The sequence below is a fragment of the Enterobacter sp. 01-M-03-SI-ECC genome (genome assembly GCF_047530215.1).
Taxonomy (GTDB): domain Bacteria; phylum Pseudomonadota; class Gammaproteobacteria; order Enterobacterales; family Enterobacteriaceae; genus Enterobacter; species Enterobacter chengduensis.
Map to the genome: position 1 here is coordinate 144,076 of NZ_JBLKDA010000002.1, position 21,367 is coordinate 165,442.

21 protein-coding genes are annotated in these 21,367 nt (G+C 58.5%); 19 read left to right on the forward strand and 2 right to left on the reverse strand.

Translation table 11 applies throughout. The features are described 5' to 3' along the window. The first annotated feature begins 20 nt into the window (after positions 1 to 20). From aroC to ACMWKK_RS02630, 5 genes are read left to right on the forward strand one after another with little or no spacing between them, the layout of a single operon-like run. Positions 21 to 1,106: a chorismate synthase gene (aroC, locus tag ACMWKK_RS02610; RefSeq protein WP_045330967.1), complete on the forward strand. Its 1,086-nt coding sequence runs from the start codon at positions 21 to 23 to the stop codon at positions 1,104 to 1,106. 2 nt (positions 1,107 to 1,108) lie between these two features. Continuing rightward, entirely contained in the window at positions 1,109 to 1,933 is an 825-nt protein-coding gene (mepA, locus tag ACMWKK_RS02615) for a penicillin-insensitive murein endopeptidase (RefSeq protein ID WP_045330969.1), read from the forward strand. Next, a complete protein-coding gene (locus ACMWKK_RS02620) occupies positions 1,933 to 2,742 on the forward strand; it encodes a sulfite exporter TauE/SafE family protein (protein ID WP_045330971.1) in 810 nt (269 codons plus the stop codon). The genes mepA and ACMWKK_RS02620 overlap by 1 nt, the downstream gene beginning before the upstream one ends. Then, positions 2,742 to 3,287, forward strand: coding sequence for an elongation factor P hydroxylase (locus ACMWKK_RS02625; RefSeq protein WP_045330974.1), 546 nt, complete (start codon positions 2,742 to 2,744; stop codon positions 3,285 to 3,287). Before ACMWKK_RS02620 ends, ACMWKK_RS02625 begins: the two co-directional genes overlap by 1 nt. A 13-nt stretch (positions 3,288 to 3,300) precedes the next feature. After that, the gene (locus tag ACMWKK_RS02630; RefSeq protein ID WP_045330976.1) at positions 3,301 to 3,582 is read left to right on the forward strand and encodes a YfcL family protein; all 282 of its coding nucleotides are present in this window, start codon (positions 3,301 to 3,303) and stop codon (positions 3,580 to 3,582) included. Between the two features lie 97 nt (positions 3,583 to 3,679). Here ACMWKK_RS02630 and mnmC read toward each other — a convergent pair whose 3' ends face one another. Next, positions 3,680 to 5,680 carry a bifunctional tRNA (5-methylaminomethyl-2-thiouridine)(34)-methyltransferase MnmD/FAD-dependent 5-carboxymethylaminomethyl-2-thiouridine(34) oxidoreductase MnmC gene (mnmC, locus tag ACMWKK_RS02635; protein ID WP_112779815.1) on the reverse strand — a complete coding sequence of 667 codons (2,001 nt, stop codon included), beginning with the start codon at positions 5,678 to 5,680 and terminating at the stop codon, positions 3,680 to 3,682. Positions 5,681 to 5,838: 158 nt separating this feature from the next. On the opposite strand from mnmC, the gene fabB reads away from it, so the two are divergent. Both fabB and ACMWKK_RS02645 read left to right on the forward strand, forming a co-directional pair. Further along, positions 5,839 to 7,056 (forward strand): beta-ketoacyl-ACP synthase I, encoded by a 1,218-nt coding sequence (gene fabB / locus ACMWKK_RS02640; protein ID WP_023312571.1) that lies wholly within the window; start codon positions 5,839 to 5,841, stop codon positions 7,054 to 7,056. Between the two features lie 68 nt (positions 7,057 to 7,124). Continuing rightward, positions 7,125 to 8,303, forward strand: coding sequence for an MFS transporter (locus ACMWKK_RS02645; protein ID WP_112779814.1), 1,179 nt, complete (start codon positions 7,125 to 7,127; stop codon positions 8,301 to 8,303). Between the two features lie 89 nt (positions 8,304 to 8,392). Here ACMWKK_RS02645 and flk read toward each other — a convergent pair whose 3' ends face one another. Next, complete coding sequence (gene flk, locus ACMWKK_RS02650) at positions 8,393 to 9,397, reverse strand: flagella biosynthesis regulator Flk (RefSeq protein WP_406542740.1); 1,005 nt, start codon at positions 9,395 to 9,397, stop codon at positions 8,393 to 8,395. 113 nt (positions 9,398 to 9,510) lie between these two features. Here flk and pdxB point away from each other — a divergent pair, with 113 nt between their 5' ends. The 12 genes from pdxB to hisJ all read left to right on the forward strand — a co-directional run bounded on the left by pdxB (position 9,511) and on the right by hisJ (position 21,321). Then, on the forward strand, positions 9,511 to 10,647 hold the full coding sequence (gene pdxB / locus ACMWKK_RS02655) for a 4-phosphoerythronate dehydrogenase PdxB (RefSeq protein ID WP_112779813.1): 1,137 nt from the start codon (positions 9,511 to 9,513) through the stop codon (positions 10,645 to 10,647). 67 nt (positions 10,648 to 10,714) lie between these two features. Further along, a complete protein-coding gene (locus ACMWKK_RS02660; protein WP_112779812.1) occupies positions 10,715 to 11,728 on the forward strand; it encodes an aspartate-semialdehyde dehydrogenase in 1,014 nt (337 codons plus the stop codon). Further along, positions 11,728 to 12,540 (forward strand): tRNA pseudouridine(38-40) synthase TruA, encoded by an 813-nt coding sequence (gene truA / locus ACMWKK_RS02665; protein ID WP_112779811.1) that lies wholly within the window; start codon positions 11,728 to 11,730, stop codon positions 12,538 to 12,540. The genes ACMWKK_RS02660 and truA overlap by 1 nt, the downstream gene beginning before the upstream one ends. A 28-nt stretch (positions 12,541 to 12,568) precedes the next feature. Beyond that, positions 12,569 to 13,228, forward strand: coding sequence for a DedA family protein (locus ACMWKK_RS02670; protein WP_045327886.1), 660 nt, complete (start codon positions 12,569 to 12,571; stop codon positions 13,226 to 13,228). Between the two features lie 154 nt (positions 13,229 to 13,382). Next, positions 13,383 to 14,288 carry an acetyl-CoA carboxylase, carboxyltransferase subunit beta gene (accD, locus tag ACMWKK_RS02675; protein ID WP_045327889.1) on the forward strand — a complete coding sequence of 302 codons (906 nt, stop codon included), beginning with the start codon at positions 13,383 to 13,385 and terminating at the stop codon, positions 14,286 to 14,288. Between the two features lie 70 nt (positions 14,289 to 14,358). Then, positions 14,359 to 15,627: a bifunctional tetrahydrofolate synthase/dihydrofolate synthase gene (gene folC, locus ACMWKK_RS02680; protein WP_112779810.1), complete on the forward strand. Its 1,269-nt coding sequence runs from the start codon at positions 14,359 to 14,361 to the stop codon at positions 15,625 to 15,627. Beyond that, complete coding sequence (dedD, locus tag ACMWKK_RS02685) at positions 15,617 to 16,303, forward strand: cell division protein DedD (protein WP_112779809.1); 687 nt, start codon at positions 15,617 to 15,619, stop codon at positions 16,301 to 16,303. The genes folC and dedD overlap by 11 nt, the downstream gene beginning before the upstream one ends. Before the next feature lie 229 nt (positions 16,304 to 16,532). Beyond that, entirely contained in the window at positions 16,533 to 17,021 is a 489-nt protein-coding gene (gene cvpA, locus ACMWKK_RS02690) for a colicin V production protein (protein WP_045327894.1), read from the forward strand. Positions 17,022 to 17,054: 33 nt separating this feature from the next. Continuing rightward, positions 17,055 to 18,572: an amidophosphoribosyltransferase gene (gene purF, locus ACMWKK_RS02695; RefSeq protein WP_021241570.1), complete on the forward strand. Its 1,518-nt coding sequence runs from the start codon at positions 17,055 to 17,057 to the stop codon at positions 18,570 to 18,572. A gap of 89 nt (positions 18,573 to 18,661) precedes the next feature. Beyond that, positions 18,662 to 19,231 (forward strand): UbiX family flavin prenyltransferase, encoded by a 570-nt coding sequence (locus ACMWKK_RS02700; RefSeq protein WP_112779808.1) that lies wholly within the window; start codon positions 18,662 to 18,664, stop codon positions 19,229 to 19,231. 298 nt (positions 19,232 to 19,529) lie between these two features. Then, positions 19,530 to 20,312 (forward strand): lysine/arginine/ornithine ABC transporter substrate-binding protein ArgT, encoded by a 783-nt coding sequence (argT, locus tag ACMWKK_RS02705; RefSeq protein ID WP_008502593.1) that lies wholly within the window; start codon positions 19,530 to 19,532, stop codon positions 20,310 to 20,312. 226 nt (positions 20,313 to 20,538) lie between these two features. After that, positions 20,539 to 21,321 carry a histidine ABC transporter substrate-binding protein HisJ gene (hisJ, locus tag ACMWKK_RS02710; RefSeq protein ID WP_406542741.1) on the forward strand — a complete coding sequence of 261 codons (783 nt, stop codon included), beginning with the start codon at positions 20,539 to 20,541 and terminating at the stop codon, positions 21,319 to 21,321. Positions 21,322 to 21,367 lie beyond the last annotated feature (46 nt).

Below are 21,367 nucleotides of genomic sequence, written 5' to 3' on the forward strand. Positions count from 1 at the left end.
ACAACAACATCGGAGCCGTGATGGCAGGAAACAGTATTGGACAGTTATTCCGCGTGACCACCTTTGGCGAGTCGCACGGGCTGGCGCTGGGCTGTATCGTTGATGGCGTACCGCCAGGCATCGAACTGACCGAAGCCGATTTACAGCACGACCTCGACCGTCGTCGCCCGGGCACCTCTCGCTACACCACGCAGCGTCGCGAGCCGGACCAGGTCAAAATTCTCTCCGGCGTCTTTGAAGGCCGCACCACCGGAACCAGCATTGGTCTGCTGATCGAAAACACCGATCAGCGCTCCCAGGACTACGGCGCCATCAAAGACGTCTTCCGTCCGGGCCACGCCGACTACACCTACGAACAAAAGTACGGCTTCCGCGACTATCGCGGCGGCGGACGTTCTTCCGCACGTGAAACCGCGATGCGCGTGGCGGCTGGCGCCATTGCTAAGAAATACCTGCAGCAGAAATTTGGCATCGTCATTCGCGGCTGTCTGACCCAGATGGGCGACATTCCGCTGGCGATCAAAGACTGGGATCAGGTTGAGCAAAACCCGTTCTTCTGCGCCGATGCCGACAAGCTTGAGGCGCTGGACGAACTGATGCGCGGCCTGAAAAAAGAGGGCGACTCCATTGGGGCGAAAGTCACCGTGGTGGCGGACGGCGTCCCGGCTGGCTGGGGCGAGCCGGTGTTTGACCGTCTCGACGCCGACATTGCCCACGCGCTGATGAGCATCAACGCGGTGAAGGGCGTAGAGATTGGCGACGGCTTTGACGTAGTTGGGCTTCGCGGCAGCCAGAACCGAGACGAAATCACGAAGACGGGCTTCCAGAGCAACCACGCGGGCGGCATTCTGGGCGGGATCAGCAGCGGGCAGCAGATTATTGCCAACATCGCGCTGAAACCAACTTCAAGCATTACCGTGCCGGGCCACACGATTAACCGCGATGGCGAAGAAGTTGAGATGATCACCAAAGGACGTCACGATCCGTGCGTGGGGATCCGCGCGGTGCCGATCGCAGAAGCGATGCTGGCGATCGTGCTGATGGATCACTTCCTGCGCCAGCGCGCGCAGAATGCGGACGTGACGACCACCATTCCACGCTGGTAAACATGAAAAAAACCGCAATTGCTCTGCTGGCGCTGCTCGCCAGTGGAGCCAGTCTGGCCGCGACGCCATGGCAAAAAATCACCCACCCGGTCGCGGGAAGCGCGCAGTCTATCGGCGCCTTTTCGAACGGCTGTATCGTCGGCGCGCAGGAACTTCCGCTGCAGTCGGATACCTATCAGGTGATGCGTACCGACCAGCGCCGCTACTTCGGCCACCCTGACCTGGTGTTGTTTATCCAGCGACTGGGAAATCAGGTGCACAACCTGGGGCTGGGGACGATGCTGATTGGCGACATGGGTATGCCTGCCGGCGGGCGCTTCAACGGCGGGCACGCCAGCCACCAGACCGGGCTGGACGTCGATATCTTCCTGCAGCTGCCGAAGACGCGCTGGACCTCCGCCCAACTGCTCAAGCCGCAGGCGCTGGATCTGGTGGCGAGTGACGGCAAGCGCGTGGTGCCGTCCCTGTGGACGCGGGACATATCCAGCATGATCAAGCTGGCGGCAGAAGATAACGACGTCACGCGGATTTTCGTCAACCCGGCCATCAAGCAGCAGCTCTGCCTGGATGCCGGAACCGACCGCGACTGGCTGCGCAAGGTGCGCCCGTGGTTCCAGCATCGCGCGCATATGCACGTTCGTCTGCGCTGCCCGGCGAACAGCCTGGAGTGTGAAGATCAGCCGCTCCCGCCGCCAGGCGATGGCTGCGGAGCGGAACTGCAAAGCTGGTTTGAACCGGCAAAACCTGGAACCTCTAAGCCTGAGAAGAAGACACCGCCTCCGCTGCCGCCTTCCTGCCAGGCGCTACTGGATGAGCATGTACTTTAATGGATAACTTCGTCGATCTGTTTATGGTGTCACCGCTGCTGCTGGCGGTGCTGTTCTTTGTGGCGATGCTGGCCGGTTTTATTGATGCCCTTGCGGGCGGCGGCGGGTTATTAACCGTCCCCGCGCTGCTGGCGGCGGGCATGAGCCCGGCGCAGGCGCTGGCCACCAACAAGCTGCAGGCCTGCGGCGGCTCGCTCTCGGCGTCGCTCTATTTTATCCGCCGCAAGGTGGTGAGCCTGGCCGACCAGAAGCTGAACATCCTGATGACCTTTATCGGCTCCACGTCGGGCGCGCTGCTGGTCCAGCACGTGCAGTCCGATATTTTGCGCCAGATACTGCCGGTTCTGGTCATCTGCATTGGGCTTTACTTCCTGCTGATGCCAAAGCTCGGTGAGGAAGACCGGCAGCGTCGCCTGCACGGCCTGCCGTTTGCCCTGATTGCCGGGGGCTGCGTCGGTTTTTACGACGGTTTCTTCGGGCCGGGGGCCGGTTCATTTTACGCGCTGGCGTTTGTGACGCTGGCCGGGTTTAACCTTGCCAAATCCACCGCCCATGCCAAAGTGCTTAACGCGACCTCGAACCTCGGCGGCCTGCTGCTGTTTATCATTGGCGGCAAGGTCATCTGGGCAACCGGGTTTGTGATGATGGCGGGGCAGTTTCTGGGCGCGCGCGCGGGCTCGCGCCTGGTATTAAGCAAAGGACAAAAACTGATTCGACCGATGATCGTTATCGTCTCGGCCGTAATGAGCGCCAAACTTCTTTATGACAGCCATGGACAGGAGATCCTCACCTGGTTGGGGATGCACTAATGAACAGTACGCATAAATACGAACAGCTGATTGAGATTTTCGACGGCTGTTTTGCTGATGATTTTAATACCCGTCTGATTAAAGGCGACGACGAACCGATCTATCTTCCTGCTGATGCAGAGGTTCCGTATAACCGCATCGTCTTTGCCCACGGCTTTTACGCCAGCGGTTTGCACGAAATTTCTCACTGGTGCATCGCCGGAAAAGCGCGGCGCGAGCTGGTGGACTTTGGCTACTGGTACTGCCCGGACGGGCGCGACGCCGCGACGCAAGGGCAGTTTGAGGACGTTGAGGTGAAGCCGCAGGCGCTGGAATGGCTGTTCTGCGTCGCGGCGGGTTTCCCGTTCAACGTGAGCTGCGACAATCTCGAAGGCGACTTCGAGCCAGACCGTATCGTCTTCCAGCGCCGCGTGCATGCGCAGGTGATGGAATATCTTGAGAAGGGCATCCCGGAACGTCCGGCGCGCCTGATCGAGGCCTTACAGAATTATTACCACACGCCGGAAATCACGGCGGAATGCTTCCCGTGGCCGGAAGATCTTTAACAGAGGAAAGAAGATGATCGCAGAATTTGAAGCACGCATTCTGGCGTTAATTGATGACATGGTGGAACACGCCAGTGATGATGAGCTGTTCGCCAGCGGTTATCTGCGTGGCCACCTGACGCTCGCGGTAGCCGAGCTGGAAGCGGGTGACGATCACTCTGCCGACGCCGTTCACGATGAAGTCACCCGCAGCCTGGAGAAAGCCATTCTGGCCGGGGAGCTCTCTCCGCGCGACCAGTCTCTGGTGCTGGGCATGTGGGAAACCTTGTTTCAGAAAGCCAGCCTGACATCATAAGTTAGCATTCGGACTGGTAGGCCGGGCAAGCGCATGCGCCGCCCGGCGTGAAAACGGCTCTTCTGCCAGATGCCCGGTGGCGCTGCGCTTACCGGGCCTACGATTTCACCATTTTTCCCTTCAGCAGTTTCCGCACCCACAATCGATTCGGATTCAGTCCCGCAAGCGTAACCCTGTCCAGCGGAATCGGCTCGTGGCTCATTTGCGCGGCTAACACTTCTGCCAGCAGCGGGGCAGAGCACAGTCCGCGAGAGCCCAGCCCGCCCAGCATATACAGCTCCGGATAGACCGGCGCGCTTGCTGCTTTATCCCGGTTATCAGCAAGGTCCTGATACACCTCAAGCGTTGCCTCGTAGTCCGGCACGTTACCCGCCATCGGGAGATGATCGCGGGTGGCGCAGCGCACGCCGCAGCGCGCGTCACCCGCGCTGACGTCAACCTCTTGTGCCCATGACGCATCCGGGAAGCAGTCGATGAGGCGCTGACGGTTTTGCGCCTGATCCCCCTCGCTGTAGCGCATCTCCGTCTCGCCGCGATGGTAGCTGGCTCCGATGCAGTGATGGCCGTTAGACGGGTTTTGCGGCGTCAGATAGCCGTCATAGCACAGCACCTGACGCAGCTGGCCGAGCTCCGGTGTGGAGGGAATATGGCTGACCTGGCCGCCAACCGGATAAACCGGCAACGTCGCTGTCTGGGTAAACTGGCTGATGTGATGCCCGTTTGCCAGCACAACGCTGGCATGGTTTGCCTCCTTGCCATTTGCAAAACGCAGGTGCCAGCCTTCCGTCCGGCCGAGCGATTCCACCTTGTGACCATACCGCACCGTCAGCCCGCGCGACTGCGCCAGGGCAATGACCGCCGCGGTCAGTTCAGCCGGGCACAGCCACCCGCCGAGCGGATACTGAATGCCGCCACACCCGGTATCCACGCCAGCGGTGTCTTTCACCTCCTGCGCGCTTACCGCGCGGGCAATCTCTTCGGGCAGGCCCAGAGACAGCATCTGCGCGATCTTCTGCTGGCTTTTTTCATCCCAGCCGAGCTGAGTTACGCCGCACCAGTCATGGTCGAACGCGACAGGAAGAGAGTCATACAGGCGACGGGCGAAGGTAAACGCCGCAGGGAAAAACCGGAACAGGGCCGGGTCGTGCGCGCTTAAAAGCGGGTAGAGCGCCCCCTGGCGGTTGCCGGACGCGCCGTTTGCTGGCGCATCGTCAGCGCAGTAGAGCGTGACCTGCCAGCCACGCTGGATAAGCGCGAGCGAGAGCAGGGCGCTGGCGATGCCCCCACCGACGATTGCCACCTCGCGGGCTGCGCTGGCGCGGCGAGCAAACCACGGGGCCTGAGCGGGAACGTCCAGCCTCTGTTCCATCCTGCCGACCAGCATGTCGCGCTTGCGGCCAAAGCCCTTGGTCTTCTGCATGGTAAACCCCGCTTCCTGCAGGCCTCGGCGGACAAAGCCTGCCGAGGTGAAGGTGGCAAGCGTTGCGCCAGGGCGGGCCAGTCGCGCCATCGCGCTAAACAGATGCTGGCTCCACATGTCCGGATTCTTGGCAGGGGCGAAGCCGTCAAGGAACCATGCGTCCACCGTCTGATTCATCGAATCATCGAGCGTATCGGTCAGGTCGTTGATGTCGCCAAGCCATAAGTCCAGGGTCACGCGCCCGCCGTCCAGAATCAGGCGATGGCAGCCGCCGATGTGGGGCGGCCACTGAGCCTGAAGCTGCTCCGCCCAGGGCGCAAGCTCCGGCCAGCGCTGGTGGGCAAGCCGCAGATCGTGCGCGGTAAGCGGAAATTTTTCGAAACTGATGAAATGTAATCTTTGTAGCGCAGCCTCAGGGTGAGCAGCGTGGAACTGATTAAACGCCTGCCAGAGGGTTAAAAAATTCAGCCCGGTGCCGAATCCACTTTCCGCGACCACGAACAGGCTCCGCGGGTGCGCCGGGAAGCGGGTGCTGAGCTGGTTTCCGTCGAGGAAAACATAGCGAGTTTCTTCGAGTCCGTTATCATTAGAAAAATAGACGTCATCAAAATCTCGGGAAACAGGTGTACCCTCAGCGTTGAATTCGAGGTTGGCGGGTTGTATAGCGTTTTGTTTCACGTAAGTTACTCGTCTGACAGGCAGTGGCACGATCTTAACGATGTGAGTCCATCGGTGCAAATTTCCGCAGAAAATGTCTGATCGGACTTGTTCGGCGTACAAGTGTACGCTATTGTGCGACTCGAAACTTACTATAGTGCGACTTACAGAGGTATTGAATGAAACGTGCAGTGATTACTGGCCTGGGCATTGTTTCCAGCATCGGTAATAACCAGCAGGAAGTCCTGGCATCTCTGCGTGAAGGACGCTCCGGGATCACTTTCTCTGAAGAGTTTAAAGATTCAGGTATGCGCAGCCACGTATGGGGTAACGTCAAACTGGACACCACCGGTTTGATTGACCGCAAAGTGGTTCGTTTCATGAACGATGCCTCTATTTACGCTTATCTCTCCATGCAGGAAGCGATCAAAGATTCCGGCCTGAGTGAAGAGGTTTATCAGAACAACCCGCGCGTGGGTCTGATTGCCGGTTCCGGCGGCTCATCAAAAGCGCAGGTCTTCGGCGCTGACGCAATGCGTAGCCCGCGTGGTCTGAAAGCGGTAGGTCCGTACGTGGTCACCAAAGCCATGGGGTCTGCGGTTTCCGCGTGCCTGGCTACCCCATTCAAAATCCACGGTGTGAACTACTCCATCAGCTCCGCGTGTGCGACGTCCGCGCACTGCATCGGTAATGCTGTTGAGCAGATCCAGCTGGGTAAACAGGACATCGTATTTGCTGGCGGCGGCGAAGAGCTGGGCTGGGAAATGGCCTGTGAATTCGACGCGATGGGCGCACTGTCCACCAAGTACAACGAAACCCCGGATAAAGCCTCCCGTACCTATGATGCGCACCGCGACGGTTTCGTTATCGCGGGCGGCGGCGGTATGGTTGTGGTTGAAGAGCTGGAGCATGCCCTGGCACGTGGCGCACACATTTACGCTGAGATCGTAGGCTACGGTGCAACGTCTGACGGCGCCGACATGGTTGCGCCATCCGGCGAAGGCGCGGTGCGCTGCATGAAGATGGCGATGCACGGCGTTGATACCCCAATCGACTACCTGAACTCCCACGGCACGTCGACTCCGGTAGGCGACGTGAAGGAGCTGGGTGCGATCCGTGAAGTCTTCGGCGACAACAGCCCGGCGATCTCCGCGACCAAAGCCATGACCGGTCACTCTCTGGGTGCGGCTGGCGTGCAGGAAGCGATCTACTCTCTGCTGATGCTGGAAAACGGCTTTATCGCGCCAAGCATCAACATTGACGAGATGGACGAGCAGGCTGCTGGCCTGAACATCGTGACCAAACCAATGGACGCGACGCTGACCACCGTCATGTCAAACAGCTTCGGCTTCGGTGGCACCAACGCCACGCTGGTTATGCGTAAGCTGAAAGCATAAGCGTTTGAATGTATAGTATAAGGGAACCGGAAGGTTCCCTTTTTTTATGCCTCAACACGGAGTTATGCATGACGGCCGCTATCCCGGATAAACGTATCCCTTCCGGTAATCTCTCCTTATTCCGTATCGCCTTTGCGGTATTCCTGACCTACATGACCGTTGGTCTGCCGCTGCCGGTGATCCCGCTGTTCGTCCATCAGGAACTGGGCTATGGCAACACCATGGTCGGCATTGCCGTGGGCATTCAGTTTTTAGCCACGGTATTAACCCGCGGTTACGCCGGACGGCTGGCGGACCAGCACGGCGCTAAACGCTCGGCGTTACAGGGGATGTTTGCCTGTGGGCTGGCGGGCGTGGCGTGGCTGCTGGCGGCCCTTTTGCCGCTCGACGCCGCGTATAAATTTGCGCTGCTGGTGCTGGGCCGCTTAATCCTTGGCTTCGGTGAAAGCCAGCTGCTGACCGGCACCCTGACCTGGGGAATGGGGCTGGTGGGGCCTGCGCGCTCCGGCAAGGTGATGTCCTGGAACGGCATGGCCATCTACGGCGCGCTGGCCGCCGGTGCACCGCTTGGTTTGCTCATCAACAGCCAGTTTGGATTTGCGGCCCTGGCGGCAACGACCATGGTGCTGCCGCTGGTGGCGTGGGCGTTTAACGGCTCGGTGCGTAAGGTGCCCGCGCATAAAGGCGAGCGTCCTTCCCTCTGGAGCGTGGTCGGCCAAATCTGGCAGCCGGGCCTTGGCCTGGCGCTGCAGGGCGTGGGGTTTGCGGTCATTGGCACCTTCGTCTCGCTCTATTTCATGAGCCGCGGCTGGGCGATGGCCGGTTTTACGCTGACCGCGTTTGGCGGCGCGTTTGTGCTAATGCGCGTACTGTTCGGCTGGATGCCGGATCGCTTCGGCGGCGTGAAGGTGGCGGTGGCGTCCCTGATGATTGAGACCGTGGGCCTGCTGCTGCTGTGGCAAGCGCCGGTCGCCTCCGTTGCGCTGCTTGGCGCCGCGCTCACCGGCTGCGGCTGCTCGCTGATTTTCCCGGCGCTGGGCGTGGAAGTGGTGAAGCGCGTGGCCCCGCAGGTGCGCGGGACGGCGCTCGGCGGCTATGCGGCGTTCCAGGATATCTCGTACGGCGTCACCGGCCCGCTGGCCGGGCTGCTGGCGACGTCGTTTGGCTACCCGTCCGTCTTCCTGGCCGGTGCGGTTTCAGCGGTAGTGGGGATTGTGGTGACGCTGGTGGCGTTTCGCAGAACGTGAGCCGTTGTTGCCGGGGGCGGCTGCGCCTTGCCCGGCCTACGGTTCGAGCCGTTGTAGGCCCGGTAAGCACAGCGCCACCGGGCAAATCCTCAGGCAACCAGCCAGAAAATCGCCAGCGCAACAAGCAGTGCAATAAACATCAGTCCCGGACGCGCAGAGAGCGTTCTGAACGTCTCGACGACCGGCGCAAACAGCGGGCTGTAGATCGGCTGAATATTTCTCACCTCCGGCACGCCGCCTTCGCGCTCGGCGCGGCGAACGAAGATCTGATTAAGCAGATCCTGCACCTGGGCGGTGGTCAGCACCGTCTGCGGCGTGGCCTGCCAGTTTTGCTGGGCGTAATCCCGAATCACCTCGAACTCGTGCGGCTCAAGCGGCTGCTTCAGCGCGGCCTGCACGGTATGCAGGGTAGGGGCGCTCTGGGTGCTGAGCGTCTGGCGCGCCTGAAGCCAGGTCACCAGATGGGTAAACTGTTTGGCCGGGATCAGCTCGCCCGCCTTCACGCCGGACAGCTCCAGCATGGATTGCCAGATGAGCTTTGTCGGCTCGCCGGTAGCCGCGGCCAGCTTGGTCACCATCTGCTTGAGCGTGTTGTGCTCGGCGGGCAGCAGCGGGCGCTCGGTCGCCGGGCGCACCTGAGGCTGCGGAATCGACAGCTCGTTGTTCTGCAGCAGCGTCAGCATGGTTTTGAGCTGGTCTGGCGTCAGCTGGCCAAGGGCGGTCTGACCATACTGCTGGCGGATAAAATCACTCACCGCCTGACGGTTATTTCCCTGGCCCAGCAGCTCCGTCAGCTGAGAAACAATCTGGCGCGTGGTGTGGTTTTGCTGAGCGGTCGTAATACGCTGGTTCAGGTTTTGCTCGGCCGCAGGGAAATGGCGCGACTGCAGCGGTGCGTCGTTCTTCACGCCTAAATCATGCTTTACCCCGGCCCAGACTTCCGCATTTTGCTGGGAAGTCAGCGCAATCAGGCGCGTGATCAGTCGCTCCAGCACGGTGCGCTGTTGCGTGGATAGCGGCTGTTCACCGGCAACGTTTGGCGTGACGGGGCCTTCACCCGGAGGGCGTGGCGGCGTACCTGAAATGGGCTGCATCGTCAAAAATCCTTAAAGTCAAAACTCAGCGTAAACCTGGCAGACGTATATGCCTGGCGGCCAGATTATGGCACACTTGGCAGGTTTTCTTCCTCTCAAACAGGTACTCAGACGTGAAAATCCTCGTTGATGAAAATATGCCTTACGCCCGTGAGCTGTTTAGCCGCCTGGGTAACGTTAAGGCTGTCCCTGGTCGCCCGATCCCGGTCAACGAACTGGATGATGCAGACGCGCTGATGGTGCGCTCGGTGACCAAAGTAAATGAGGCATTGCTCGCCGGTAAGGCGATTAAGTTCGTTGGTACCGCTACGGCAGGGACCGATCATGTGGACGATCGGTGGCTGGCGCAGGCCGGAATCGGTTTCTCCGCGGCGCCGGGCTGTAACGCGATTGCCGTCGTGGAATACGTCTTCTCCTCGCTGCTGATGCTGGCCGAGCGCGACGGTTTTGCGCTGAAAGACCGCACCGTGGGGATTGTTGGCGTGGGTAACGTAGGCGGTCGCCTGCAAAAGCGCCTTGAGGCGCTAGGGATCCGCACGCTGCTGTGCGATCCGCCGCGCAAAGACAACGGCGACGACGGGGATTTTCGCTCGCTGGACGAGCTGGTTGAACAGTGCGACGTGCTGACCTTCCATACGCCGCTGTTTAAAGAGGGGCCGTATAAGTCGCTGCATTTGGCCGACGAGGCGCTGATCCGCCGTCTGAAGGCTGGCACTATTCTGATAAATGCCTGCCGGGGGCCGGTGGTCGATAACGCCGCGCTGCTGAGGTGTCTGAACGAAGGGCAAGATCTCAGCGTGGTGCTGGACGTCTGGGAGCCGGAGCCGGATCTCAACGTTGAGCTGCTTAACAAGGCGGACGTAGCCACCGCCCATATTGCCGGTTATACCCTTGAAGGGAAAGCCCGCGGCACGACGCAGGTCTTCGAAGCCTACAGCGCTTTTATCGGCCATCCGCAGCAGGTCGCGCTGGATACCTTACTCCCCGCGCCTGAATTTGGCCGCATTACCCTGCACGGTCCGCTCGATCAGGCAACGCTGAAAAGGCTGGTGCATTTGGTGTATGATGTGCGCCGCGATGATGCGCTGCTGCGTAAAGTGGCGGGGATCCCGGGTGAATTTGATAAGCTGCGCAAGAACTATGTTGAGCGCCGCGAGTGGTCCTCCCTGTATGTGATGTGCGACGACGCCTCGGCGGCGACGCTGCTGCACAAGCTTGGGTTTAACGCCGTTCATCACCCGGCGCATTAATGTCTTCTTAATGCTCCCTGTTGGATACTCCGACAGGGACGCTTTTTTATTTCTGGAGTAAACCACCATGTCTGAAGGCTGGAACATTGCCATTTTAGGTGCCACCGGTGCCGTGGGCGAAGCCCTGCTCGAAACCCTTGCTGAGCGTCAGTTCCCGGTGGGCGATATCTATGCGCTGGCGCGTACCGATAGCGCGGGTGAGCATCTGCGTTTTAACAGTAAATCCGTGATGGTTCAGGATGCAGCAGAATTTGACTGGACCCAGGCGCAGCTGGCGTTTTTCGCCGCGGGCGCTGAAGCCACTGCCGCGTACGTTGAAGAGGCGACCAACGCGGGCTGCCTGGTGATCGACCTGAGCGGCCTGTTCTCCATGGAGCCGGACGTGCCGCTGGTGGTGCCGGACGTGAACCCGTTCGTGCTGGCTGACTACCGCAACCGTAACGTCATTGCGGTACCGAACAGCCTGACCAGCCAGCTGCTGACCGCCCTGAAACCGCTGATCGACGACGGCGGCCTGTCGCGCATTACCGTCACCAGCCTGCTGTCCGCGTCTGCGAACGGCAAAAAGGCCGTCGACGCGCTGGCCGGGCAGAGCGCGAAGCTGCTGAACGGTATCCCGATTGATGAAGATGATTTCTTTGGCCGCCAGCTGGCGTTCAACATGCTGCCGCTGCTGCCGGATCGCGAGGGATCCGTGCGCGAAGAGCGTCGTATCGTCGATGAAGTGCGTAAAATTCTGCAGGACGACGGGCTGATGATCTCCGCCAACGTCGTGCAGTCCCCGGTCTTCTACGGCCACGCGCAGATGGTCGGCTTTGAAGCGCTGCGTCCGCTGGCGGCGGAAGAGGCGCGCGATGCGTTTGGCCGCGGTGAGGACATTGTTCTTTCTGAAGAGACCGATTTCCCGACCCAGGTGGGCGATGCCACCGGTAGCGCGCATCTTTCCGTTGGCTGCGTGCGTAACGACTACGGTATGCCTGAGCAGGTTCAGTTCTGGTCCGTTGCCGACAACGTTCGCTTCGGCGGCGCGCTGATGGCGGTCAAGATCGCTGAAAAACTGGTTCAGGAGTACCTGTACTGATGTCAGACGTGGAACAAAAGCCGGTCCATAGAATTGCCCTCGGCATTGAGTACGACGGCAGTAAATATTATGGCTGGCAGCGTCAGAATGAGGTGCGCAGCGTCCAGGAAAAGCTGGAGAAAGCGCTCTCTCAGGTGGCAAACGAGCCGATTAACGTCCTGTGCGCAGGCCGCACGGATGCAGGCGTTCACGGTACGGGTCAGGTGGTGCACTTTGAAACCACCGCCGTGCGCAAGGACGCCGCCTGGACGCTGGGTGTAAATGCGAATTTGCCTGGTGACATTGCGGTGCGCTGGGTGAAAGCTGTGCCGGATGATTTTCACGCGCGCTTCAGCGCCACGGCGCGCCGTTACCGCTACGTCATCTACAATCAGCGTCTGCGGCCAGCGGTGTTAAGCCAGGGCGTGACGCATTTTTATGAACCGCTCGACGCTGAACGCATGCATCGTGCGGCGCAGTGTCTGCTTGGTGAAAATGATTTTACGTCGTTTCGTGCGGTGCAGTGCCAGTCCCGCACGCCGTGGCGTAACGTCATGCACATTCACGTCAGCCGTTTTGGCGCGTATGTGGTGGTGGATATCAAAGCCAATGCCTTTGTACATCATATGGTTCGGAATATTGTGGGCAGCCTGATGGAAGTGGGTGCCGGACACCAGCCGGAGAGCTGGATTGCAGACCTGCTGGCAGCGAAGGACAGAACGCTTGCGGCAGCGACGGCGAAAGCGGAAGGGTTGTATCTGGTCTCGGTAGACTATCCGGATCGGTTTGACCTGCCGAAACCGCCAATGGGCCCGCTATTTTTAGCGGACTAAACAAAGGTGCAATTAGGGCTTAGACAATATGGACGTAATTCGTTTTTTAATTGATTTTATCCTGCATATTGATGTTCACCTGGCGGAGCTGGTCGCGCAGTATGGCGTCTGGGTTTACGCCATTCTGTTCCTCATCCTGTTCTGTGAAACCGGGCTGGTCGTTACCCCGTTCCTGCCGGGAGATTCACTGCTGTTCGTTGCCGGGGCGTTATCGGCGCTGCCCACTAACGATCTGAACGTGCATCTTATGGTGGTGCTGATGGTCATTGCCGCGATCGTCGGTGATGCGGTTAACTATACGATTGGCCGGGTATTCGGTGAGCGGCTTTTCAGCAATCCTGATTCGAAAATTTTCCGTCGCAGCTATTTAGACAAAACCCATGCGTTTTATGAACGCCATGGCGGAAAGACCATTATCCTTGCGCGCTTTGTGCCTATTGTGCGTACGTTTGCACCGTTTGTGGCGGGAATGGGGCACATGTCCTATCGTCATTTTGCGATGTATAACGTCGTGGGGGCGCTGCTGTGGGTACTGCTGTTTACCTATGCCGGCTACCTGTTTGGCGATCTTCCGATCGTTCAGGAAAATCTTAAGTTACTGATTGTAGCGATTATTGTGCTTTCCGTACTGCCGGGCGTGATTGAAATCATTCGCCACAAGCGTGCGGCGGCTAAGCAAGCGAAGTAAATGCACGCTAGCGGTTCGACCACTTTTTTATCCAAAGTTTCGGGCTGTTATGTTTTAATGTGCAACATTCATGGTCTGTTGGAGGCAAAAATGGCATTATTCGCCTCTTATAGCAAAACTGGCATACGACCAGGTTCAGGCAGAAAGGTTATCAATGAGCTGGATTGAACGAATTAAAAGCAACATTACCCCAACGCGCAAAGCGAGCATTCCTGAAGGGGTATGGACGAAGTGTGATAGCTGCGGTCAGGTTCTGTATCGCGCAGAGCTGGAGCGCAACCTTGAGGTGTGTCCGAAGTGTGACCACCATATGCGTATGTCGGCGCGCAACCGCCTGCATAGCCTGCTGGACGAAGGTTCTCTGGTAGAGCTGGGCAGCGAGCTTGAGCCAAAAGACGTGCTGAAGTTCCGCGATTCCAAAAAATACAAAGATCGTCTGGCCTCGGCACAGAAAGAGACCGGCGAGAAAGACGCGCTGGTCGTCATGAAAGGCACCCTGCACGAGATGCCGGTTGTTGCCGCTGCGTTTGAGTTTGCCTTTATGGGCGGCTCGATGGGCTCCGTGGTCGGTGCGCGCTTCGTGCGTGCCGTTGAGCAGGCGCTGGAAGACAACTGCCCGCTGATCTGCTTCTCTGCCTCCGGCGGTGCGCGTATGCAGGAAGCGCTGATGTCGCTGATGCAGATGGCGAAAACCTCTGCAGCGCTGGCGAAGATGCAGGAGCGCGGTCTGCCGTACATCTCCGTGCTGACCGACCCAACCATGGGCGGCGTCTCCGCAAGCTTCGCGATGCTGGGCGACCTGAATATCGCTGAGCCAAAAGCGCTGATCGGCTTTGCCGGTCCTCGCGTTATCGAGCAGACCGTTCGTGAAAAGCTGCCGCCGGGCTTCCAGCGCAGTGAGTTCCTTATTGAGAAAGGCGCCATCGACATGATCGTCCGCCGTCCGGAAATGCGCCTCAAGCTGGCGAGCATCCTGGCGAAGCTGATGAATCTGCCCGCGCCGAACCCGGATGAGCCGCGCGAAGGCGTGGTGGTGCCGGATCAGGAACCCGAGGCCTGATAACTGAAAAGGGCAGGGCCGGTTGGCGCTGCCCTTTTGCTTTCTAATCTGTTAATGACAACCGGGCATTATGGAAAATAAAAGCATTCCCCAAGCCACGTCGCCCCTGGCCGCGTGGCTTTCTTATCTGGAAAACCTGCACAGTAAAACCATCGATATGGGGCTTGAGCGCGTAAGCCAGGTTGCGGCGCGTCTCGATGTGCTCAAACCGGCGCCTTTCGTGTTTACCGTCGCGGGGACCAACGGTAAAGGCACGACCTGCCGCACGCTGGAGTCCGTCCTGATGGCGGCAGGTTACCGGGTTGGCGTTTACAGCTCTCCACATCTCGTCCGCTACACCGAGCGGGTGCGCGTGCAGAACCGCGAGCTGCCGGAATCCGCGCATACGGCGTCGTTCGCGGAAATTGAAGCCGCGCGCGGTGATATCTCATTAACCTATTTTGAATACGGCACCCTGTCGGCCCTGTGGCTGTTCAAGCAGGCTCAGCTGGATGTGGTGATCCTTGAGGTTGGTCTCGGCGGACGTCTTGATGCGACCAATATCGTGGATGCGGACGTGGCGGTGGTGACCAGCATCGCGCTGGATCATACCGACTGGCTGGGACCGGATCGTGAAAGCATTGGCCGCGAGAAGGCCGGCGTTTTCCGGGCAAACAAACCCGCCGTGGTGGGCGAGCCGGATATGCCGCACACCATCGCGGACGTGGCGAACGAGAAGGGCGCGCAGCTGCTGCGCCGCGGCGCTGACTGGCGGTATGAGGTTCAGGAAAACGGCTGGCGCTTTAGCGATGCGCAGGGCGCGCTGGACAACCTGCCGCTGCCGCAGGTACCGCAGCCGAATGCCGCCACCGCGCTGGCGGCACTGCGCGCCAGCGGCCTCGTGGTTAGCGAGCAGGCGATCCGCGACGGCATTCAGAGTGCCATTCTGCCCGGGCGTTTCCAGATCGTCAGCGAGTCACCGCGCCTGATTCTCGATGTGGCGCATAACCCGCATGCGGCGGCGTATCTCGCGGGACGTCTCAAATCGTTACCAAAAACCGGGCGAGTGCTGGCGGTTATCGGTATGCTTCATGATAAAGATATCGGCGGGACGCTGGCCTGCATGGAGAGTGTGGTCGATAGCTGGTATTGTGCTCCTCTGGAGGGGCCGCGCGGCGCGACGGCCGAGCAGCTGATGGAACATCTCGGCAAAGGCGCAATCTATACTAGCGTGGCGCAGGCCTGGCATGCCGCGATGGCGGATGCTAAACCAGAAGATACCGTGCTGGTGTGTGGTTCATTCCACACGGTGGCACATGTCATGGAAGTAATGGACGCGGGGAGAACCGGTGGCGAGTAAGTTTCAGAACCGTTTAACAGGAACCATCGTGCTGGTCGCGCTCGGGGTGATCATTCTCCCGGGCCTGCTCGACGGGCAGAAAAAGCATTATCAGGATGAGTTTGCCGCGATTCCGCTGGTGCCGAAACCGGGTGACCGCGATGAGCCGGACATGCTGCCCGCGGCGACGCAGGCGCTGCCTGCTCAGCCACCGGAAGGGGCGGCGGAAGAGGTGCGCGCGGGCGATGCCGCCGCACCGTCGCTCGATCCGTCTCGCCTGGCGGCCGCGAGCAGCAGCGACATCGATCCTGTGCCGGTCGAGCAGCCTAAGCCGGTTGAAAAACCGAATCCGGTTGAAAAGCCGCAGCCGAAACCGCAGCGGGATAGAGCCGCAGAGCAGCTGGCTGCCGCGTCAGAAACCCCACCGCCGGCTAAACAAGACGCGGTACCGACGGGCAAAGCCTACGTGGTGCAGCTCGGTGCCCTGAAAAACGCCGATAAGGTCAACGAGGTCGTGAGCAAACTGCGCAGTGCGGGATACCGTGTTTACACTTCACCTTCCACGCCGGTGCAGGGTAAAATTACCCGTATCCTCGTGGGGCCAGAAGCATCCAAAGATAAACTTAAAAGTTCACTCGGTGAGCTGAAGCAGATCTCCGGCCTGAGCGGCGTGGTGATGGGCTACAGCGCGAACTGATAAGATCTTACCCAACCCCGGAGTGGTTTGCGCCCTCTCCCTTGAGGGAGAGGGCTGGGGTGAGGGGGAGTAGACGTTCAAAGAAACGTCGAAAGGACCGGGGGCGTTGATTATTTTTTCAGCGCCTTTTTTATTTACGCGCGGGAAGGAAATCCCTACGCAAACGTTTTCTTTTTCTGTTAGAATTCGCCCCGAACTGGATGACAGGGCGTTAAATCGTGGGACATATATGGTCTGGATTGATTACGCCATCATTGCGGTGATTGGTTTTTCCTGTCTGGTTAGCCTGATCCGTGGCTTTGTTCGTGAAGCGTTATCGCTGGTGACCTGGGGTTGTGCTTTCTTTGTCGCCAGCCATTACTACACTTACCTGTCTGTCTGGTTCACGGGCTTTGAAGATGAACTGGTCCGAAATGGAATCGCTATCGCGGTGCTGTTTATCGCAACGCTGATTGTCGGCGCTATCGTGAATTTCGTGATAGGTCAGCTGGTCGAGAAAACCGGTCTGTCAGGAACGGACAGGGTGCTCGGGATCTGTTTCGGGGCATTACGAGGCGTGCTGATTGTGGCCGCGATCCTGTTCTTCCTGGATACCTTCACCGGGTTCTCCAAAAGCGAAGACTGGCAGAAATCGCAGCTCATTCCAGAGTTCAGCTTCATCATCAGATGGTTCTTTGACTATCTGCAAAGCTCGTCGAGTTTTTTGCCCAGGGCATAAGCCCTGAGATGTGGCTTAACGAGGAAAAGACGAATGTGCGGTATTGTCGGTATCGCCGGTTTCATGCCGGTAAACCAGTCGATTTATGACGCGTTAACGGTGCTTCAGCACCGTGGGCAGGATGCTGCGGGTATCATCACCATTGATGCAAACAACTGCTTCCGTTTACGCAAGGCGAATGGCCTGGTAAACGATGTGTTTGAAGCCCGCCATATGCAGCGTCTGCAAGGTAATATGGGGATCGGTCACGTTCGTTATCCTACTGCTGGCAGTTCCAGCGCCTCTGAGGCACAGCCTTTCTACGTCAACTCACCGTATGGCATCACCCTGGCTCATAACGGCAACCTGACCAACGCGCACGAGCTGCGTAAAAAGCTGTTCGAAGAGAAACGTCGCCACATTAACACCACCTCTGATTCTGAAATCCTGCTCAACGTGTTCGCCAGCGAGCTGGATAACTTCCGCCACTACCCGCTGGAAGCAGACAACATCTTTGCTGCGATTGCCGCGACCAACCGCCAGATCCGCGGCGCTTACGCCTGCGTCGCGATGATCATCGGTCACGGCATGGTCGCCTTCCGCGATCCAAACGGCATTCGTCCGCTGGTGCTCGGCAAACGCGATCTCGGCGATGGCCGTACCGAATATATGGTTGCCTCTGAGAGCGTGGCGCTGGATACCCTGGGCTTTGAGTTCCTGCGCGACGTTGCGCCGGGCGAAGCGGTCTACATTACCGAGAAGGGCCAGCTGTTTACCCGCCAGTGTGCCGACAACCCGGTCAGCAACCCGTGCCTGTTTGAATACGTTTACTTTGCTCGTCCGGATTCCTTCATCGACAAGATCTCCGTCTACAGCGCGCGCGTCAACATGGGCACGAAGCTGGGCGAGAAGATTGCCCGCGAGTGGGACGATCTCGACATCGACGTGGTGATTCCTATCCCGGAAACCTCCTGCGATATCGCGCTGGAGATCGCCCGCATACTGGACAAGCCGTACCGTCAGGGCTTCGTGAAGAACCGCTACGTTGGCCGCACCTTTATCATGCCGGGCCAGCATCTGCGTCGTAAGTCCGTGCGCCGCAAGCTGAACGCCAACCGCGCGGAATTCCGCGACAAGAACGTCCTGCTGGTGGATGACTCCATCGTTCGCGGCACCACCTCTGAGCAGATTATCGAGATGGCGCGCGAAGCGGGTGCGAAGAAAGTTTACTTGGCCTCTGCCGCGCCGGAAATTCGCTTCCCGAACGTGTACGGTATCGATATGCCAACCGCCAACGAGCTGATCGCTCACGGGCGTGAAGTGGATGAAATTCGCCAGATCATCGGCGCTGACGGCCTGATTTTCCAGGACCTCAACGACCTGATTGACGCCGTGCGCGCCGAGAACCCGGAAATTCAGCAGTTTGAATGCTCCGTGTTCAACGGTATTTACGTGACCAAAGACGTTGACCAGCAGTACCTCGACTATCTTGATTCGCTGCGCAATGACGACGCGAAAGCCGTCCAGCTGCAGAACGATCTTGAAAGCTTAGAGATGCACAACGAAGGTTGATGCTCGTGCAGGTGAGGGCGAATGCCCTCACTTGCAACTCCCCGCAAAATCCTGCACAGTCTGCCCTGAAATCAGTAAGGGCGAAAATCATGAAACGACTCATTGTTGGGCTCAGCGGCGCCAGCGGCGCCATTTACGGCGTACGTCTGCTACAGATTCTGCGGAACGTGGCGGATGTCGAGACCCATCTGGTGATGAGCCAGGCGGCGCGGCAGACCCTCTCTCTGGAAACCGATCTCTCCCTGCGCGATGTTCAGGCACTGGCTGACGTGGTTCACGATGCGCGCGATATCGCCGCCAGCATCTCCTCGGGCTCGTTTAAAACCGCCGGCATGGTTATCCTCCCCTGTTCAATTAAAACGCTCTCCGGCATTGTGAACAGCTATACCGACACCCTGGTGACGCGCGCGGCGGATGTGGTGCTGAAGGAGCGGCGTCCTCTGGTGCTCTGCGTGCGGGAAACGCCGCTGCACCTGGGACATCTGCGCTTAATGACGCAGGCCGCCGAGCTGGGAGCGGTGATCATGCCGCCGGTGCCCGCGTTCTACCATCGCCCGCAAACGCTGGACGACGTGATTAACCAGACCGTTAACCGCGTGCTGGATCAGTTCGATATCGACCTGCCTGAAGATCTCTTCACCCGCTGGCAGGGAGCCTGATTCTGTGCACAAACAGCGTGCATAAAAAAAGACGTTGCCCTGTTTCAGGGCAATTATGCAACGGCGATCATATCCTCGACATTTAATTCGTTTTTTCCCTTTTTCTCTTTCCGGTTCGTTCGGCAGACCTGCTATCTTTCACCATTAAGGCAGTATCGCAACGTTTTATTAACATATTTAACGTCGAAGTTTTGACCCGACGGCAATGTGGCATAAGACCTGCAAGATGAAGCCTGCAACACAACACACAACACACAACACAATACATAATAAAATCACGGTACTTGAGGGTAAATGTATGAAGAAGACGGTTCTGGCTCTGTCTTTGCTCGTGGGGTTAAGTGCGGCAGCAGGTAGCTACGCAGCGCTTCCACAGACGGTTCGTATCGGTACAGACGCAACCTACGCGCCATTCTCTTCCAAGGATGCGAAAGGCGATTTCGTGGGGTTTGATATCGATCTGGGAAATGAAATGTGCAAGCGCATTGCGGTGAAATGCACATGGGTGGGCAGCGACTTTGACGCGTTAATCCCGTCGCTGAAAGCCAAGAAAATCGACGCCATTATCTCTTCTCTCTCCATCACCGAAAAACGCCAGCAGGAGATTGCCTTCTCTGACAAGCTATACGCCGCGGATTCTCGCCTGATTGCGCCAAAAGGTTCCCCGATCAAGCCCACCATCGACTCGCTGAAGGGCAAGCATGTTGGCGTGCTTCAGGGCTCGACGCAGGAAGGCTATGCCAATGCTAACTGGCGCGAGAAGGGCGTCGACGTGGTGGCCTATCAGAACCAGGATCTGATTTACTCTGACCTGGCGGCAGGCCGTCTGGATGCGGCATTCCAGGATGAAGTCGCCGCGAGCGAAGGCTTCCTGAAGCAGCCTGCGGGCAAGGACTACGCGTTTGCGGGCCCGTCGGTGAAAGACAAAAAGTACTTTGGTGACGGCACCGGGATTGGCCTGCGCAAGGATGATACCGAGCTGAAAGCCGCCTTCGACAAAGCCTTTGCAGAGCTGCGTAAAGACGGTACTTACGACAAACTGGCGAAGAAATACTTCGACTTCAACGTATACGGTGAATAACGCCTGGCGGTAACGCACCAGCACGGTGCGTTACGGGAGCGGTTGAACCAATACGGTGCATGCATTGCACCGTATTGGAACGCTTTGTGCATACTTACGCATTTATAATGCAAAAATTCCCGCCTGAAGGGCATTAGTCTTTGCCTGACAGAGGGGATTAATGGCACATTAGCACCACCCCGTCATCGTAAAAATCCCGTATGAAGACAGTTTGTTGAGGACAAAGATGAAAAAACTCGTGTTGTCACTATCTCTGGTACTGGCTTTTTCCAGCGCCACCGCGGCATTCGCAGCCATTCCGCAGAAAATTCGCATCGGTACCGATCCAACCTATGCGCCGTTCGAATCGAAGAATTCAAAGGGTGAACTGGTCGGTTTTGACATCGATCTGGCCAATGAGCTGTGCAAACGCATCAAAGCACAGTGTACCTACGTTGAGAACCCGCTGGATGCGCTGATCCCATCCCTGAAAGCGAAAAAAATCGACGTAATCATGTCCTCCCTCTCCATCACCGAAAAACGCCAGCAGGAGAATGCCTTCACCGACAAGCTCTACGCGGCCGATTCGCGTCTGGTGGTAGCAAAATCGTCTGATATTCAGCCAACGCTGGAGTCGCTGAAGGGGAAACGCGTCGGCGTGCTGCAGGGCACTACCCAGGAAACCTACGGCAACGAACACTGGGCGCCGAAGGGGATTGAAATCGTCTCCTATCAGGGCCAGGAAAATATCTACGCTGACCTGACGGCGGGCCGTATTGATGCGGCATTCCAGGATGAAGTCGCGGCGAGCGAAGGCTTCCTGAAAACGCCGGTAGGTAAAGATTACAAGTTTGGCGGCCCGTCCATTAAGGACGTGAAGCTGTTCGGTGTGGGCACCGGTATGGGCCTGCGCAAAGAAGACAACGAGCTGCGCGAGGCGCTGAACAAAGCGTTCGCTGAAATGCGCGCTGACGGCACCTACGACAAGCTGGCGAAAAAGTACTTTGATTTTAACGTTTACGGCGGCTAATCGCCCCGTCAAATAACGTGCGGCCCCTCCCGTAGCGGGAGGGGAT